Origin of the sequence: Pseudomonas sp. 18-147, assembly GCF_051048045.1 — a bacterium.
GTDB classification, from domain to species: Bacteria; Pseudomonadota; Gammaproteobacteria; order Pseudomonadales; family Pseudomonadaceae; genus Pseudomonas; species Pseudomonas aeruginosa.
Genome location: NZ_CP182296.1, coordinates 1709298 through 1726905, shown reverse-complemented (window position 1 = coordinate 1726905; position 17608 = coordinate 1709298). Strand labels below are relative to the sequence as shown.

The window sequence follows — 17608 nt, the reverse complement described above, 5'->3', positions numbered from 1 at the left end:
TTTAGGGTTTCCTGTCAGCGCCTCTTTCCGTTCACATAACTGTCACCTCGCGGCCGACTGAAATATTGATTTACAAATTCCAAAGCGTTCTTTCCACAATAGCCAAGCGCCATTGATGGCATATGGCGCGCAGACTTCAATGAAAATCATTTTCCTATTGCCGGCTCTGGGCGAAACGCTACTATCCGACCCTACGCCTGCGTCATGCCCATGCACTCAACGGCCCTCCGGATAACCGGCCTCGCTCAACGCCTCGAGGAATGCGTGCTTGTCCAGAGTGCTCTCGACCCTGGCCTCGCGCCGAGGGGGATCGGTCTCTACGCGCGCCTGGGGATCGACGCCGTGCAGGATACGGGTGACAGTCTTGGCACAACCGCCGCAGGTCATGTTCGGAATATGGAAAGAAAACATCGCAACCTCCTGGTTTGTTGACTCCTGCGAACCATGAGTCCTGCCATCGTGACAAGGTCAACTCATAAATCTCTCAGGTAAACCAAACTTTCAAAAATTCATATGAATAGTTCCAGAGGTTATTCCGCAAACTTAAAACAACGGGCAAAGCCAAGTTCGAACATATAGAACAACTCCGCCAGACAACCGAGATACCGCGTCAGCCAGCTCCACTCACCATTGAATAACCTCTCGACGATATGTATTCGACGTCTCCGTGCGGCGCGAGCGCAGAGGCACAGGAGTGACTTCGTTCAATAGGAAACGGCGGGCAGCCGGAACGTACCTGAAGAACAATGAGAAAGTAATACTTCCCCACTCTTCTGAACATTGAAGTCCCGAGCAGATACTTTCCATCTGCCCTCTTCACTCATCCATCTGAATGAGCTACCGAAAAAGAGTTCGGAACCGACTTATCGATAAGGCGGACAGGGACGAGCGATCCGCGCCAGGCAATCCGTACTCCCGGGGTTCGCCAAATAACCGGAGGACGCGCCGCACGGCCCTCGACCCAGGCAGTCGAGCGAAGGCCGGCGGCCGGAAACCGCCGGCGGCTGATCAGGAGCGACTGTCGCGCTGCCGTGCCACGCCTGGAGAGGTATCGTCGGTAGCCACGCCACAGCGCCGCGCCCCCGCGCAGGCTTCCCAGCCACCACCCAGCGCCTTGTAGATACCCACGACGGCAAGGCGCTGCTCGGTGCGCGCGATGCTCAATGCGCGCCGGCTGAGGTAGTCCGAGCGTTCCGCCTCGAGCACGTCCAGGTACTCGCCGTCCCCCTGGACGAAGCGTTCCCGGGCCAGGCGCGCCGCCTCGCGATTGGCCGTCGCCTCGAGCAGGCGCAGGCGGAGCCTGTCAGCGGCAGCGCCATAGCCGTTGAAGGCATCATCGGTCTCCTGCAGGGCGCGCAGCACCGTCCGGTCGTAGAGGATCAATGCCTCCTGCGCACGGGCCTCGCTGGCGGCGATCCGCGCCCGCACGCGACCGCGGTCGAGTAACGCCCAGCGAATCACCGGGTTCAGGACGTTGAAGGACGTACCACTCTCGTCCAAAGCATCGAGATTGCCGGCGACCAGGCCGATCGAGCCGCGTACCTCGACCTGCGGATACAGCCCCGCGGTCTCGACGCCGATACGTGCGGTCGCGGCCGCCAGGTTGCGTTCGGCCGCGGCGATGTCGGCGCGACGCGCCAGCAGTCCCGACGGGTCGCCGACCCCGAGGGTGCGGAGCGTCAGCCTTTCCCCGGAGGCGCGGGCGACCGGCGGGCTGAAGGCCTGCGGGGCTTCCGCGAGGAGAACGGCCAGCGCATTGCGGGTGGCGGCGCGGCGCCGTTCGAGGTCGGGCACGGCCGCCTCGACGTTGTGCAATAACGCTTCGGCGCGCAACCGGTCGAACTCGTGGGCGGAGCCGGCGCTGACCAGGCGCTCGACCATCTCCAGGCTGTCGCGCTGGTTGCCGGCGATGTCATGGACCACCGCAAGTTCGGCCTCGATGCCCTGTAGCTGGAACCAGGTCATGGCAACCGTAGCCGCGACGCTCGCCTGCACGTTGCGCAGCAGGGCCTCGCGCGAACCCGCCTGCGCCTCGGCGGCCTCCACCGAGCGCCGCACCCGGCCGAACAGGTCGATTTCCCAGGAAGCATCCAGCGCGCCGCGATAGGTCTCGATGTCGCGCTGCTGGCCGGCCGGTGTTTCCACCTCGCCGCGCCGCCGGGCCTGGTAATCGAACGCCGGCCCGCCGCGCGGCAGGAACTCCTCGCGGTTCTCGCGCAGCAGCGCCTTCGCTTCGTCCAGGCGCGCGCCGGCAAGGGCGATGTCGAGGTTCGCCGCGAGCGCCCGCTGGATCAGAGACTCCAGGGCTGGCTCGTCGAACCCGCGCCACCACTCGATCTCCACGCCACTGCCATCGATACCCGCCGGCATCGCGCCGAAGCTGGCCGGTGCGGACGCGCTCGGCGGCGCATAGTCGGGCCCCACCGCGGCACAGCCGCCCAGCAGGATCAGCGCGCTCAACGAAGACCGCAGGTATGGCTTCATGGACGGCCTCCCTCCAGATGCGCCAGGCTGCCGCCGGCGCGTCGCTCCAGGCGCGCCGCCAGTGCCCGTACCAGTACGTAGAACACCGGCGTGAGGAACAGGCCGAACAGCGTCACCCCGAGCATCCCGGCGAATACCGCGACGCCCATCGCCTGGCGCATTTCCGCTCCGGCGCCGCTGGCCATGACCAACGGCACCACGCCGGCGATGAACGCCAGCGAGGTCATCAGGATCGGCCGCAGGCGCAGGCGGCAAGCCTCGACCACCGCCTCCAGCGCACGGGCGCCCTCGGCCTCCAGCGTGCGGGCGAACTCGACGATCAGGATCGCGTTCTTCGCCGCCAGGCCTACCAGCACCACCAGCCCGATCTGGACGAACACGTTGTTGTCGCCGCCCACCAGCCACACCCCGGCGATCGCGCTGAGCAGGCACATCGGCACGATCAGCAGGACCGCCAGCGGCAACAGCCAGCTGTTGTACTGCGCGGCGAGGATCAGGTAGGCCAGCAGCACGCACAGCGGGAAGATGAACAGCGCGCTGTTGCCGGCCAGCTTCTGCTGGTAGGTCAGGTCGGTCCATTCGAAGGTCATGCCCTCGGGCAGCACTTCGCCGGCCAGGCGCTCCATCAACGCCACCGCCTGTCCCGAACTGACGCCGGGAAGCGCGCCGCCGCTGATATCGGCCGACGGATAGCCGTTGTAGTGGATCACCCGGTCGGGACCGGAGCTGGGCGTCACGGTGACGAACGAGGACAGCGGCAACATCGCCCCGGCGGCATTGCGTACCTGCAGGCGCCCGATGGCTTCGGCCTGCATGCGGTGCGGCGCATCGGCCTGGGCAGTGACCTTGTAGGTGCGCCCGAAGCGGTTGAAGTCGTTGATGTACAGCGAGCCGAGGTAGACCTGCAATGCCTCGAACACATCGGCCAGGCGAACGCCCTGGCTCTTCACCTTGGTGCGGTCGACCACCACCTCGAGCTGCGGGGCATTGATATCGAAGCTGGTCATCAAGCCCCCGAGCTGGCCGGACTCAGTGGCCTTCATCATCAGCACCTGGGTCTGCCTGGCCAGGGCTTCCAGCCCGGCGCCGCCGCGATCCTCGACCTGCATCTTGAAGCCGCCGATGGTTCCCAGCCCCGGTACCGGCGGCGGTGGGAAGACCCCGAGGAAGCCGTCGGGAATGCTGGCGAACTTGGCTTGCAGGCGCCCGGCGATGGCCAGCGCGCCGAGATCGGCGGAGGTGCGCGATTCGAACGGGTCGAGCATGAAGAACATGACCGCGGCGTTCGGCACGTTGACGAAGCCGTTCACCGACAGGCCCGGGAAGGCCACGACGCTCTCCACCCCCGGCTCGTCGAGGCCGATCCGGGACATCTGCCTGACCACCGCATCGGTACGCTCCAGCGACGCTCCGTTCGGCAACTGGGCGATGCCGACCAGATAGTACTTGTCCTGCATCGGCACGAAGCCCGGTGGCACCGCCTGGAAACCGACCCAGGTCAGGCCAAGCAGGCCCCCATACACCACCAGGGCCAGGCCGCTCACCCGCACCACCTTGCGCACCGCGTTGCCGTAGGCCTCGGGGGCATTTCGCAACGGTCGGCCGAGGGCCTGGAGCAGTCGCTGGAAACGCCCCGCCACCGCACCTCCGGCCGGCCGCGGACGCAACAGCAGGCCCGCCAGGGCCGGGCTGAGGGTCAGCGAGTTGAGCGCCGACAGGATGGTGGAGATGGCGATGGTCAGGGCGAACTGACGATAGAACTCGCCCTGCAGGCCACTGAGAAAGGCCGTGGGGATGAACACCGCCGCCAGCACCGAGGTGATCGCCATGATCGGCCCGGTGACCTCGTCCATCGCACGCCGCGCGGCCTGGAGCGGCGGCTCGCCGTTCTCGATGTGGCGCTCGACGTTTTCCACCACCACGATGGCGTCATCGACGACGATGCCGATCGACAACACCAGGCCGAACAACGACAGGGTATTCAGCGAGAAACCCATCAGGTGCATGACGGCGAAGGTGCCGACCAGCGAGACCGGCACGGCCATCAGCGGAATCAGCGAAGCACGCCAGCTACGCAGGAACAGCACCACCACCACCACGACCAGCAGGATCGCCTCCAGCAGGGTGGTGGCCACGGTCTGCAACGAAGCGCGGACGAACACCGTCGGGTCGTAGGCGATGCGCGCGCTCAGGCCGGCCGGGAAGTTGCCTTCGAGCCTCGCCACGGTGGCACGCACCGCCTCGGCGGTATCCAGCGCGTTGGCTCCGGGGCTCTGGATGATCTGCAAGGCCACCGCCGGCTCGCCGTCCAGCAGGCTGCGCAGCGCATAGGCATCGCCGCCCATCTCGATCCGCGCGACGTCGCGCAGGCGCGTCACCTGGCCGTCGGCGCCGGTGCGGACGATGATGTCGCCGAACTGCTCTTCGTCGCTCAGCCGCCCGAGGGTATTCACCGTGACCTGGAAGGCCGCGGTGGAGTCCGGCGCCTGGCCGACGGCGCCGGCCGCCACCTGGACGTTCTGTTCGCGTACCGCGGCGATCACTTCGCCCGCCGTCAGCCCGCGCGCGGCGATCAGGTCGGGGTCGAGCCACAGGCGCATGCTGTACTCGCCGGCGCCCCACACCACCACATCGCTGATCCCCGGCAGGCGCAGCAGTTCGTCGCGCACCTGGAGGTAGGCGTAGTTCGAGATGTACAGCGGGTCGTAGCGTTGCTCCGGCGACAGCAGGTGCACCACCATGAGGATGTCCGGCGAGGTCTTCTGGGTGACCACGCCCTGCCGCTGCACCTCGTCGGGCAGGCGCGAGAGCACCCGCGAGACCCGGTTCTGCACCTGGATCTGGGCCATGTCGGGATCGATGTGCTGGTCGAAGGTGATGGTCAGGATCATTCGCCCGTCGGTGGCCGACTGCGAGGACATGTACAGCATCCCCTCGACCCCGGTGATCGCCTGCTCCAGCGGTGTCGCCACCGTCTGCGCGATCACGTCGGGGTTGGCGCCGGGATAGGCGGTAGTCACCTGCACGGTCGGCGGCGTCACCGCCGGGTATTCGCTCAGCGGCAACTGGAAGAACGAAACGATGCCTCCGATCATCATCAGCACCGAAAGAACGATGGCGAAGATCGGCCTATCGATGAAGAAGCGTGGGAATGTCATTGTGCGGCCCCCACGGTCTTCGACAGGTCGACGGGCGTGCCATCGATTTCCGCAAGGCGCGGTGTGATCTGCATGTCCGGCCGGACCAGGCCCTTGACGACGATGCGCTCGCCCGGCTGCAGGCCCTGGCGGACGACCCGCAGGCCGTCGACCATCGGGCCGAGTTCCACCGGCCGGTACTGGGTCTTGTTGCCTTCGTCGACGACCAGCACATAGCGCCTGCCCTGGTCGGTGCCGATGGAATGGTCGGCGACCAGCACCTGCGCGCGAGGCTTGCCGGTCTCCAGCCTGACCTTGGCGAACAGCCCCGGCGTCAGTTGCCCGTCCGGGTTGTCCACCACCGCCCGAACCCGGACCGTGCCGGTCCCGCGGTCGGCGGCGTTGGCGAGGAAATCGAGGCGACTGCTTCGTCCATAGGACTCGTCGGTGAGCAGCGCCACCTTGACCCTGGGGGCCTGCTCGCCTTCCCTGCCGCGGGTCGGCGCCAGGGCCTGCAGGTAGGTGCGCTCGTCGACATCGAAGTACACGTACAGCGGATCGACCGAAACGATGCTGGTCAGCGCGGTGACGCCATTGGTGACGTAGTTGCCCTCGGTGACCTGGATATGCCCGACACGCCCGCCGATCGGTGCCGTCACCCGCGTGAAGCCGAGATCCAGTTGCGCCGCGTCGAGGGCGGCCCTGGCCGCATCGACCTGGGCCTTGCTGGCATTGCGCGAGGCGATGGCGCTGTCGAGCCGCTCCCGGGCGACGACCTTCCGCGCATACAGCAGCTCGGCTCGCTCGTGTTCGGTGCGCGCCAGCAACGCCGCGGCCTCGGCCTCGCGCAGGCGCGCCCTGGCGGCATCCTGCGCCGCCTTGAACACGCGCGGGTCGATGAGGAACAGTTGCTGGCCCTTCTCTACCAGGCGGCCTTCCGGCACCGTAACGTCCTGGATGTAGCCGGCGACGCGCGGCCGCAGTTCTACCTGCTCGACAGCGGTCAGCGAGCCGGTGAACTCGGCGTAGGGTGTCACCGGGCGAACCACCACCTCGGCGACGGGAACGCTTGGCGGGGCGCTCGCCGCCCCCGGCGGCGCCGATTCCCCGCAGCCAGCGATAAGGGCCGCGACACCTAGCGTCGCGGTGATGCGGATGAAGTGTCTGAGATTCATTGTTGTGCCTTCCTGGTCTGAGCCTGCGTGGCCTGGCTGGACGAAACCGCTTCCGTGGCCGGTTATCAACCTTGACACCTTGGCAAGGTCAACCCCCCTTTTTTCCGACCTCATGGCGAAGGCGCAGCGAGCTTTCGGCCGGTCACCGGGGGCGGGACGCCTGGCACGCTCGGAGACGCAGCGGGCAGCTCGGGAGGGTGGCGGAGGCAGGCCGACCGGCTATCGACGGCCGGCCCAGGGAAGAGGCGAAACGCCCCGTAGGAAGGGAAGTCCGGCAAAGGGCCGGTCGCCGGGACGGGGACGATCCCGATCTCGCAGCCGGTTGCCGGCCACATGGTAAAATCCGCCTTTGACCGTGAAGCTCGAGGCAATGAAAATGCGCATTCTCCATACCATGATCCGGGTCGGAAACATCGATCGCTCGATCGATTTCTATACCCGGGTGCTAGGCATGACCCTGCTCAGGAAGAACGACTATCCCGACGGCCAGTTCACCCTCGCCTTCGTCGGCTATGGCAACGAGGCGGATTCCGCGGTGATCGAGCTTACCCACAACTGGGGCGTGGATGCCTACGAGATCGGCACCGGCTACGGCCATATCGCCATCGAGGTCGACGACGCCTACCAGGCCTGCGACGACATCCGCAACAACGGCGGCCAGGTCACCCGCGAAGCCGGGCCGATGAAGCACGGTACCACCGTCATCGCCTTCGTGACCGACCCGGACGGCTACAAGATCGAACTGATCCAGAAGTCTTCCTGAACGGCCCCGGCTATCGCTTTCAGCAATCAGGAACGAAGAACCCCGGCTCATGGCCGGGGTTCTTCGTTCCATCTCAGGCGGCGCGCGTCGGTCAGGACAGCGTGCGGCCCTTGTTCGCGGCGATGCGCATGCGCAGCGCGTTGAGCTTGATGAAGCCCGCGGCATCGGCCTGGTTGTAGGCGCCGCCGTCTTCCTCGAAGGTCGCGATGTTGGCGTCGAACAGCGAGTCGTCGGACTTGCGGCCCACCACCACGACGTTGCCCTTGTACAGCTTCAGGCGCACTACGCCGTTCACGTTGACCTGCGAGGCGTCGATCATCTGCTGCAGCATCAGGCGCTCCGGGCTCCACCAGTAGCCGGTGTAGATCAGGCTGGCGTACTTGGGCATCAGCTCGTCTTTCAGGTGGGCCACTTCGCGGTCCAGGGTGATCGACTCGATGGCGCGGTGGGCCTTGAGCATGATGGTGCCGCCGGGGGTCTCGTAGCAGCCACGGGACTTCATGCCGACATAGCGGTTCTCGACGATGTCGAGGCGGCCGATGCCGTTGATCCCGCCGACGCGGTTCAGCTCGGTGAGCACCTCGGCCGGGGTCATGTCCTTGCCGTCGATGGCGACGATGTCGCCCTTGCGGTAGGTCAGCTCGATGTAGGTCGGGGTGTCCGGCGCGTTTTCCGGGGAAGCGGTCCACTTCCACATGTCTTCTTCGTGCTCGGTCCAGGTATCTTCCAGCACGCCGCCTTCGTAGGAGATATGCAGGAGGTTGGCGTCCATCGAGTACGGCGACTTCTTCTTGCCGTGGCGCTCGATCGGGATGCCGTGCTTCTCGGCATAGTCCATCAGCTTCTCGCGGGACAGCAGGTCCCACTCGCGCCAGGGCGCGATCACCTTGACGCCGGGCTTCAGCGCGTAGGCGCCCAGCTCGAAGCGGACCTGGTCGTTGCCCTTGCCGGTGGCGCCGTGGGAGATGGCGTCGGCGCCGGTCTCGTTGGCGATCTCGATCAGGCGCTTGGCGATCAGCGGACGAGCGATGGAGGTGCCCAGCAGGTACTCGCCTTCGTAGACGGTGTTGGCGCGGAACATCGGGTAGACGAAGTCGCGGACGAATTCTTCGCGCAGGTCGTCGATGTAGATTTCCTTGACGCCCATCGCGCGGGCCTTGGCGCGAGCCGGTTCGACTTCCTCGCCCTGGCCGAGGTCGGCGGTGAAGGTCACCACTTCGCAGTTATAGGTATCTTGCAACCACTTCAGAATTACCGAGGTATCCAGGCCGCCGGAATACGCCAGGACTACCTTCTTCACATCCGCCATGCCATCACTCCACGGGGGTCGTCACGAAAAGCGACAATTCTACGCAGGGCATTCGGGAAATTACAGAGGGGCGACAGCTTTAGACGCAAAAGCGACAGATTCTATCGTTTGCGGGACTCAAACCGTGGGTTTTCCCTGAAGCGAGGCGGCCGGAGGCTTCGGTGCGGCAGGTTCTGCCGCGGGCGGCACCGGCTTGTCCTCGGCCTTCGGCGCTTCCGTCGCCGGCTCGACCACCGCCTCGCGCGACAGGTGCACGGTGACCCGGCGGTTGCGCGCACGGTTGGCGGCGCTGTTGTTGGCCACCAGCGGGTAGCGCTCGCCGTAGAAGCGCACGTTGATCTGGCTTTCCGGCACCCCGTTGCTCTTCAGGTACTCCTGCACCGCCAGCGCGCGGCGGCGCGACAGGTCGCGGTTGGTCAGGCGGTTGCCGCTGTTGTCGGAGTGCCCGTCGAGTTCGATCCGGTTGATGCTCGGATCGGCCTTGAGCAGTTGCAGGATGATGTCCAGCTTGGCTCGCGCCACGTCGTTCAGCGCCGTGCCGCCGTCGGGGAAGCCGACCTGGGCCAGCTTGACCTGGTCGAAGTTCACCGGCAGCAGCTTGGCGATGCAGGCCTGGTACTGGCTGTAGACGCTGGCGAAGCGCGCCGGCAGCAGGCGCACCTCCAGGCGATCGCCCTGCCAGGTGCGATGGCGGACCAGCGGGCTGCGCCCCTCGAGCAGGCCGGTGAGCAACCGACCGGCCTGTTGCTGGCTGCTGTTGAACGGCACCTCGCCGCTACCGATGCTGACCTGGCCAAGGTTGATGTCGCCCTGCCCCGGTCGCCAGGGCGGCGCGGCAGCCAGCAGGGTCGCCGACCCGCGCCCCAGCCACTGGGCCTCGGGCTTCAGGCGGAAGGTCGCCTGCTCGCCGGCACGCCGGACGAACTCGCCGACTCCGAAATTCGCCACCGGCTGCGACAGGCGGCATTCGAACTGGTCGCCTTCGACCTTCCACTCGACGCTCTCCAGCCGCGTCTGGAAGGTCACCGCCAGCGCCGGCAGGCTGCTGAGCAGGAAAGGCAATAGAAGAAGGCGCGGCTGCACGACGGCGGGCTCCGGGAAAGCGTCCAAATACGAAGGATGTATCGGACGGCCCGGACAAAACTTGATAGCGAGTGCCCCGCCCCCCCTTTTCCGGTAGCATTTCCCCCCACGAAATCCCGTCCTGGAAGCCCCATGTCCGACCGTCTCACCCTCCTGCGCCCCGACGACTGGCACATTCACCTGCGTGACGGTGCCGCGCTGGCCAATACCGTCGGCGACGCCGCCCGCACCTTCGGCCGCGCCATCGTCATGCCGAACCTGGTGCCGCCGGTGCGCAACGCCGCCGAAGCCGACGCCTACCGGCAGCGCATCCTCGCCGCCCGCCCCGCCGCCAGCCGCTTCGAGCCGCTGATGGTGCTGTACCTCACCGACCGCACCAGCGCCGAGGAAATCCGTACCGCCAAGGCCAGCGGCTTCGTGCATGCCGCCAAGCTCTATCCGGCAGGCGCCACCACCAACTCGGATTCTGGCGTGACCCGCATCGACAATATCTTCGGAGCGCTCGAGGCGATGGCCGAGGTCGGCATGCCGCTGCTGGTGCATGGCGAGGTGACCCGCGCCGAGGTCGACGTATTCGATCGTGAGAAGCAGTTCATCGACGAGCACCTGCGCCGGGTGGTCGAGCGCTTCCCGACCCTGAAGGTGGTCTTCGAGCACATCACCACCGGCGACGCCGCCCAGTTCGTCCGGGAAGCCCCGGCCAACGTCGGCGCGACCATTACCGCCCATCACCTGCTGTACAACCGCAACCACATGCTGGTCGGCGGTATCCGTCCGCACTTCTATTGCCTGCCGATCCTCAAGCGCAACACCCACCAGGAAGCCCTGCTGGACGCCGCGGTGAGCGGCAATCCGAAATTCTTCCTCGGCACCGACTCGGCGCCGCACGCCCGCCACGCCAAGGAAGCCGCCTGCGGTTGCGCCGGCTGCTACAGCGCCTACGCCGCCATCGAGCTGTATGCCGAGGCCTTCGAACAGCGCAATGCGCTGGACAAGCTGGAAGGCTTCGCCAGCCTGCACGGCCCGGACTTCTATGGCCTGCCGCGCAACACCGACCGGATCACCCTGGTCCGCGAGGAATGGCAGGCGCCCGCCAGCCTCCCCTTCGGCGACTTCGACGTGGTGCCGCTGCGCGCCGGCGAGACACTCCGCTGGAAACTGCTGGAGGCCGGGGCATGAGCGAAGACAACTTCGACGACGAATTCGACGGCAGCCTCCCCAGCGGCCCGCGCCATCCGATGGCGCGCCGCTTCCGCGGCTACCTGCCGGTAGTGGTGGACGTCGAGACCGGCGGCTTCAACTCGGCCACCGACGCGCTGCTGGAAATCGCCGCGACCACTGTCGGCATGGACGAGAAAGGCTTCCTGTTCCCGGAACACACCTACTTCTTCCGCATCGAGCCCTTCGAAGGCGCCAACATCGAGCCGGCCGCGCTGGAATTCACCGGCATCAAGCTTGACCACCCGCTGCGCATGGCGGTGCAGGAGGAAGCGGCACTCACCGAGATCTTCCGCGGCATCCGCAAGGCGCTGAAGGCCAATGGCTGCAAGCGGGCGATCCTGGTCGGCCACAACAGCAGCTTCGACCTCGGTTTCCTCAATGCCGCCGTGGCGCGTACCGGGATCAAGCGCAATCCGTTCCATCCCTTCTCCAGCTTCGACACCGCCACCCTGGCTGGCCTCGCCTACGGCCAGACGGTCCTGGCCAAGGCCTGCCAGGCCGCCGGCATGGAGTTCGACAACCGCGAGGCGCACTCGGCACGCTACGACACCGAGAAGACCGCCGAGCTGTTCTGCGGCATCGTCAACCGCTGGAAGGAAATGGGCGGCTGGATGGATGACGACGACTGAGCCTCGGCCCACTTAGGCGGATAACGCCAGGACGTTATCCGTCCTACGCGACCGGTCAGGCAATCTCCCCCTCTTCGGAGCGAGGCGCGTGACCTGGGATGGGGCTGCCGGCCCCCGCGAACCCATGAAAAAGCCCCGCCGAAGCGGGGCTTTTTCCAACGCGCGAAGCAGGCTCTTCTTACAGCTTGCTGGCGTTCTCGGCCAGGTACTTGGCCACGCCTTCGGGCGATGCGGTCATGCCCTTGTCGCCCTTCTTCCAGTTGGCCGGGCAGACTTCGCCGTGCTCCTCATGGAACTGCAGGGCATCGACCAGACGCAGCAGCTCGTCCATGTTGCGGCCCAGCGGCAGGTCGTTGACGATCTGCGAGCGCACTACGCCTTCCTTGTCGATCAGGAACGCGCCACGGAAGGCCACGCCACCGTCGGACTCGACGTCATAGGCCTTGGCGATCTCGTGCTTGGTGTCGGCCGCCAGGGTGTACTTGACGGCACCGATGCCGCCCTTGTCCACCGGGGTGTTGCGCCAGGCGTTGTGGGTGAAGTGGGAGTCGATGGAAACGCCGATCACCTCGACGTTGCGCGCCTGGAATTCCGGGATGCGGTGGTCCAGGGCGATCAGCTCGGACGGGCAGACGAAGGTGAAGTCCAGCGGATAGAAGAACACCAGGCCGTACTTGCCCTTGATGGCCTCGGACAGGGTGAAGCTCTCGACGATCTCGCCATTGCCCAGTACCGCGGCAACGTTGAAGTCAGGCGCTTTCTTACCTACGAGTACGCTCATTCCATGTCTCCTTTAAGCGGAAGGTTGAAGGAAGGCACCGCAGCCTGCCGGCTCCTCGTGAAGCCTCGATGGCAGGGGCGCCGTTCCCCGGGAAACAACCATCATACACCCCGCCCCAGCCGGCGCTAAGTCTTTGTCCGACAAAGCCATTTGTCGGGGGGCGAAAAAAACCCGACTAAAACGCTCCAGGGAACTTTGACAATCATTCTCATTATTATTAGTATCTTTTCCAACTCAACTTCCCAGTAGCCAGATCGCCATGTACGTCTGCCTCTGCCAAGGTGTTACCGACAACCAGATCCGCGATGCCATCTACGAAGGCTGCTGCAGCTATCGTGAGGTTCGCGAAGCCACCGGCGTCGGTACCCAGTGCGGCAAGTGCGCATGCCTGGCCAAGCAGGTGGTACGCGAAACCCTCAACGACCTGCAGAGTGCCCAGCCGGTACCGGCGTTCGGGACTACGGCGTTCGTCGCTGCCTGAAAAATATTTTTTATCCCTCTTTCAGAAGAACCGGGCCTGGCGCCCGGTTTTTTTATGCCTTCAATTCAATGACTTAGCGGCAGAACGCGGAAAGAAAACATTCGTATTCATATTCTTTTTCCCTTATATTTCAATAACTTAGGTTTGACACCCTGCTTCGTCGCGGCCAAACTTGGCGAATCACACCCACTACGACGGCAGGATTCGGCATGAAAGGCGACAAGAAAGTCATCCAGCACCTCAACAAGATCCTCGGCAACGAGCTGATCGCGATCAACCAGTACTTCCTCCACTCGCGCATGTGGAACGACTGGGGCCTGAAGCGCCTCGGCGCCCACGAGTACCACGAGTCGATCGACGAGATGAAGCATGCCGACAAGCTCATCGAGCGCATCCTCTTCCTCGAAGGCCTGCCCAACCTGCAGGACCTCGGCAAGCTGCTGATCGGCGAGAACACCCAGGAAATGCTGCAGTGCGACCTGAACCTGGAGCTGAAGGCGACCAAGGACCTGCGCGAAGCCATCGTGCATTGCGAGCAGGTGCACGACTATGTCAGCCGCGACCTGCTGAAGGACATCCTGGAGTCGGAAGAAGAGCACATCGACTACTTGGAAACCCAGCTGGGCCTGATCCAGAAAGTCGGCCTGGAGAACTACCTGCAGTCGCACATGCACGAAGACGACTGATCGGGAACCACGACGAAGCGCCGGCGGCCTGCCCCGCCGGCGCTTTTTTCTTGCCGCCAGAAAGCCTCAGGCGCTGCGCGGCCTGCGCCGGACCAGATCGGCGCGCAGGGCCAGCAACAGGCAAAGACCGACCAGTACCAGCAATGCCCAGCGCAGGCCGATCTCGTGGGCCAGCAGGCCGATCAGCGGCGGTCCCATCAGCAGTCCGCCATACCCCACGGTAGAGACGGCGGCGACCCCGATCACCGGATCGATGCCCGGCTGGTTGCCAGCAGCGCTGATCACGATCGGCACCATCACCGACAGTCCCAGGCCAACCACCCCGAAACCGGCGATGCTCAGCGCCGGCCAGGGGCTGAACAGCGCCACCAGCATGCCCAGCGTGGCCAGCGAACCCAGGCCGCGCAGCAACGGCGCATCGTCGATGCGTCCGCGCAGGCGGTCGCCGAACAGCCGCCCCACCACCATCGCCGCGGAAAACGCCGCGAAGCCCAGCGCCGCCACCCGCTCGGAAGCATCCAGAACGCTGTGCAGGAACAGCGCGCTCCAGTCAGCCACGCCGCCCTCGGAAACGAACGCGCAGAGAATCAGCAGGCCCAGGCCGAGCAAGGCCCGCGGCGGCAAGGTGAAGCCGCCGCCCTTGCGCGCGCCCGCCTTGCTCGGGTCCGGCGGAAGCAACGCGCGTACGAAGAATGGCAGGCTCAGCAGGCCGAGTGCGGTGAGAATGAGGAAGTGCCAGAACGGCGTCAGTCCGGCCAGGGCCGCGGCGCTCAACGCACCGACCAGGCAACCGAGGCTGTACATGCCATGCAGCATGGACATGCAGGGCTTGCCGAGCAGGCGCTCGACATCCACCGCCTGGATGTTCATCGCCACGTCCATCCCGGCGAAGCTCACGCCCAACACGTAGAAGGCCAACGCCAGTTGCCACCAGCCCTGGCTCAGGCCGAGCAGCGGAAACACCAGCAGCATGATCAGGCAACCGCCGATCACTACGCTGCGGCTGCCGATGCGCTGGACCAGGAAACCGCTCAACGGGAACGCCGTGAGCGCGCCGACCCCGACGCCGAGCAGGGCCTGGCCGAGCGCGCGCTCGTCCAGCTGGGTCTGCTCCTTGAGCGCCGGGATGCGTCCCATCAGGTTGCCGATGACCAGCCCGGCCATGGCGAAGAAATAGATGCAAGCCAGGCGACCCTGGCGAGGATTGACTTCCGACATGGAGGCTCCCGGTTTCCTTGCTGGTTTCTCCGGACAAAAAAGAAACCCCGCACAAGGCGGGGCTCTTCGTCGGATGCGCGGATCAGGCGTTGGCTTTGGCCGCCGCGTCCTTGACCAGGGTCTGCAGTTCGCCCTTCTCGAACATCTCGGCGAGGATGTCGCTGCCGCCGACCAGTTCGCCATTGACCCACAGCTGCGGGAAGGTCGGCCAGTTCGCGTACTTCGGCAGGTTGGCGCGGATTTCCGGGTTCTGCAGGATGTCGACGTAGGCGAACTTCTCGCCACAGGCCATCAGCACCTGGGCCGCGCGCGAGGAGAAACCGCACTGCGGGGCGTTCGGCGAACCCTTCATGTACAGCAGGATGGGGTTGTTGGCGATCTGCTCTTTAATGGTTTCGATGATGTCCATGGCTTACCTCAACAGGAACGTTTCGACACGGTAACTCGGCAAATAATGACCGGTATTGTATCGGAAAGCCTAGCGCGACGCTCGGCTTTACTCTCGCGTTCCGTCGACCCGCTCAGGCCGCTTCCACCTCCACCGGCAGGCCGTTGAGCGCGGCGTTACCCGACAGCAGGTCGAGATGACGCTCGTCGGTCAGGTCGTTGGCGCTGACGCCGGCCTGGGCGCGGGCGATCGCCAGTTGCACGCCGGGCCGCGCGTGGCCCCAGCCGTGCGGCAGGCTGACCACCCCGGGCATCATCTCGCTGCTCGCCGCCACCTCCACCTCCACGCTGCCGACCCGCGAGCGCACCCGCACCCGTTGCCCGTCGACCAGGCCGCGACCCTCCAGGTCCCGCGGGTGCATCAGCAACTGATGACGCGGCTTGCCCTTCACCAGGCGATGGTAGTTGTGCATCCAGGAATTGTTGCTGCGCACGTGGCGTCGTCCGATCAGCAGCAACTGGTCGGACGCAGGCAGCGGCTGTGCGGCGAAGCGTTGCAGGTCGTCGACGAACAGCGGCGGCGCGGCCTGGATGCGCTGGTCGGCGGTCTTCAGGCGCGGCGCCAGGTTCGGCCGCAGCGGCCCGAGGTCGATGCCGTGGGGATGTTCGCGCAGAGTGGCCAGGCTCAGCCTGTGCTCGGAACGGTCGCCGTAGGCGCCAGCGCGCAGGCCGAGGTCGATCATCTGCTGCGGCTCCAGGGTCGGTTTCAGCTCCAGGCCGTTGCGCGCGGCGAAGGCCCGCGCCAGGCCGACGAAGATCTCCCAGTCGTGCAGCGCACCCTCGGGACGCGGCAGCACGGCCTCGTTGAAACGGGTCACGTTACGCACGGCGAAGACGTTGAAGGTGGTGTCGTAGTGATCGTGCTCCAGCGGCGCGGTGGGCGGCAGGATGAGATCGGCGTAGCGGGTCGTCTCGTTGATGTAGAGGTCGATGCTGAGCATGAACTCCAGGCCGTCCAGGGCCTGTTCGAGCCGCCTCCCGTTGGGCGTGGACAGCACCGGGTTGCCGGCTACCGTGACCAGCGCGCGCACCTGCCCCTCGCCTTCACCGAGGATTTCTTCCGCCAATGCCGCCACCGGCAGTTCGCCGCCATATTCCGGCAGCCCCGAGACGCGGCTGCGCCAACGGCCGAAGTGGCCACCAGAGGTACTCGCCACCAGGTCCAGGGCCGGCGAGGTGCACAGCGCGCCACCGACCCGGTCGAGGTTGCCGGTGACCAGGTTGATCAGTTGCACCAGCCACTGGCAGAGCGTGCCGAAGGCCTGGGTGGAAACGCCCATCCGGCCATAGCAGACCGCCCGTTCGGCGGCGGCGAAATCCCGCGCCAGTTGGCGAATGCTTTCGGCCGGCACGCCACAGCGCGCGCTCATGGACTCGGCGTCGAAGGCCGCGACCGCCTCGCGCACCCGCTCCAGCCCGTCGACCGGCAGCGGCGTGGGGCGACCGAGGTTCTCCTCGAACAGGGTGTTGAGTATCCCGAGCAACAGCGCCGCATCCTGGCCGGGACGAATGAACAGGTGCCGGTCGGCGATAGCCGCGGTCTCGCTGCGCCGGGGATCGACCACCACCAACCGGCCGCCGCGTGCCTTCAGCGCCTTCAGGCGCTTCTCCACGTCCGGCACGGTCATGATGCTCCCGTTGGACGCCAGCGGGTTGCCGCCGAGCACCAGCATGAAGTCGGTGTGGTCGATGTCGGGGATCGGGATCAACAAACCATGGCCGTACATCTGCTGGCTGACCAGGTGATGCGGCAACTGGTCGACGGAAGTCGCGGAGAAGCGGTTGCGCGTTTTCAGCAGGCCGAGGAAGTAGTTGCTATGGGTCATCAGGCCGTAGTTGTGCACGCTCGGATTGCCCTGGTAGACCGCCACCGCATCGTTGCCATGGCGCTCGCGGATCTCGCCGAGGCGGCTGGCCACCAGCGCGAAGGCCTCGTCCCAGCCGATCGGCTGCCACTCGCTGCCGACCCGGCGCAACGGCTGGCGCAGGCGGTCGGGGTCGTCCTGGATGTCCTGCAGGGCCACCGCCTTGGGACAGACATGGCCGCGGCTGAAGCTGTCCTGCGGGTCGCCCTTGATCGAGCGGATCCGCGGCACGCCGCCCTCGTCGCTCTCGGTCTCGATGGCGAGCCCGCAGATGGCCTCGCAGAGATGGCACGCACGGTAGTGGAGGGTCTTGCTCATGGCTCGCCTCT

15 protein-coding genes are annotated in these 17608 nt (G+C 65.8%); 5 read left to right on the top strand and 10 right to left on the bottom strand.

Going from position 1 to position 17608, the window contains the following annotated elements; all coding sequences use genetic code 11:
- Positions 1–216 precede the first annotated feature (216 nt).
- The 4 genes from ACM0M4_RS08360 to mexP form a co-directional block, all read right to left on the bottom strand.
- Positions 217–411: a heavy-metal-associated domain-containing protein gene (locus ACM0M4_RS08360; protein ID WP_003092060.1), complete on the bottom strand. Its 195-nt coding sequence runs from the start codon at positions 409–411 to the stop codon at positions 217–219.
- A 597-nt stretch (positions 412–1008) separates the two neighbouring features.
- Positions 1009–2484, bottom strand: a complete 1476-nt coding sequence (opmE, locus tag ACM0M4_RS08355; protein ID WP_003119553.1) for a multidrug efflux transporter outer membrane subunit OpmE — start codon at positions 2482–2484, stop codon at positions 1009–1011.
- Positions 2481–5642, bottom strand: a complete 3162-nt coding sequence (mexQ, locus tag ACM0M4_RS08350) for a multidrug efflux RND transporter permease subunit MexQ (protein ID WP_033994061.1) — start codon at positions 5640–5642, stop codon at positions 2481–2483. Before mexQ ends, opmE begins: the two co-directional genes overlap by 4 nt.
- Positions 5639–6796, bottom strand: a complete 1158-nt coding sequence (mexP, locus tag ACM0M4_RS08345) for a multidrug efflux RND transporter periplasmic adaptor subunit MexP (protein WP_003119548.1) — start codon at positions 6794–6796, stop codon at positions 5639–5641. The genes mexQ and mexP overlap by 4 nt, the downstream gene beginning before the upstream one ends.
- Before the next feature lie 376 nt (positions 6797–7172).
- On the opposite strand from mexP, the gene gloA reads away from it, so the two are divergent.
- Positions 7173–7559 carry a lactoylglutathione lyase gene (gene gloA, locus ACM0M4_RS08340; protein WP_003110007.1) on the top strand — a complete coding sequence of 129 codons (387 nt, stop codon included), beginning with the start codon at positions 7173–7175 and terminating at the stop codon, positions 7557–7559.
- 91 nt (positions 7560–7650) lie between these two features.
- Here gloA and ACM0M4_RS08335 read toward each other — a convergent pair whose 3' ends face one another.
- Complete coding sequence (locus tag ACM0M4_RS08335) at positions 7651–8868, bottom strand: argininosuccinate synthase (RefSeq protein WP_003092065.1); 1218 nt, start codon at positions 8866–8868, stop codon at positions 7651–7653.
- A 117-nt stretch (positions 8869–8985) separates the two neighbouring features.
- A complete protein-coding gene (gene motY / locus ACM0M4_RS08330) occupies positions 8986–9951 on the bottom strand; it encodes a flagellar protein MotY (RefSeq protein WP_024928420.1) in 966 nt (321 codons plus the stop codon).
- Positions 9952–10083: 132 nt separating this feature from the next.
- Here motY and pyrC point away from each other — a divergent pair, with 132 nt between their 5' ends.
- Both pyrC and rnt read left to right on the top strand, forming a co-directional pair.
- Positions 10084–11130, top strand: a complete 1047-nt coding sequence (pyrC, locus tag ACM0M4_RS08325) for a dihydroorotase (RefSeq protein WP_003117520.1) — start codon at positions 10084–10086, stop codon at positions 11128–11130.
- Positions 11127–11801, top strand: coding sequence for a ribonuclease T (rnt, locus tag ACM0M4_RS08320; RefSeq protein ID WP_003092070.1), 675 nt, complete (start codon positions 11127–11129; stop codon positions 11799–11801). Before pyrC ends, rnt begins: the two co-directional genes overlap by 4 nt.
- 178 nt (positions 11802–11979) lie before the next feature.
- On the opposite strand, the gene ACM0M4_RS08315 is transcribed toward rnt, so the two are convergent.
- Positions 11980–12582, bottom strand: coding sequence for a peroxiredoxin (locus tag ACM0M4_RS08315; protein ID WP_003092073.1), 603 nt, complete (start codon positions 12580–12582; stop codon positions 11980–11982).
- Between the two features lie 259 nt (positions 12583–12841).
- Between ACM0M4_RS08315 and ACM0M4_RS08310 the strand changes: the two genes are divergently transcribed.
- Positions 12842–13063: a bacterioferritin-associated ferredoxin gene (locus ACM0M4_RS08310; protein WP_003092075.1), complete on the top strand. Its 222-nt coding sequence runs from the start codon at positions 12842–12844 to the stop codon at positions 13061–13063.
- Positions 13064–13272: 209 nt separating this feature from the next.
- Complete coding sequence (gene bfrB / locus ACM0M4_RS08305; protein WP_003092078.1) at positions 13273–13749, top strand: bacterioferritin BfrB; 477 nt, start codon at positions 13273–13275, stop codon at positions 13747–13749.
- Between the two features lie 66 nt (positions 13750–13815).
- On the opposite strand, the gene ACM0M4_RS08300 is transcribed toward bfrB, so the two are convergent.
- From ACM0M4_RS08300 to ACM0M4_RS08290, 3 genes are all read right to left on the bottom strand, one after another.
- Positions 13816–14967, bottom strand: a complete 1152-nt coding sequence (locus ACM0M4_RS08300; RefSeq protein WP_003104266.1) for an MFS transporter — start codon at positions 14965–14967, stop codon at positions 13816–13818.
- An 82-nt stretch (positions 14968–15049) separates the two neighbouring features.
- Positions 15050–15376 (bottom strand): Grx4 family monothiol glutaredoxin, encoded by a 327-nt coding sequence (gene grxD / locus ACM0M4_RS08295; protein WP_003092082.1) that lies wholly within the window; start codon positions 15374–15376, stop codon positions 15050–15052.
- Between the two features lie 112 nt (positions 15377–15488).
- Positions 15489–17597: a molybdopterin oxidoreductase family protein gene (locus tag ACM0M4_RS08290; RefSeq protein ID WP_003104264.1), complete on the bottom strand. Its 2109-nt coding sequence runs from the start codon at positions 17595–17597 to the stop codon at positions 15489–15491.
- Between the last annotated feature and the right edge of the window lie 11 nt (positions 17598–17608).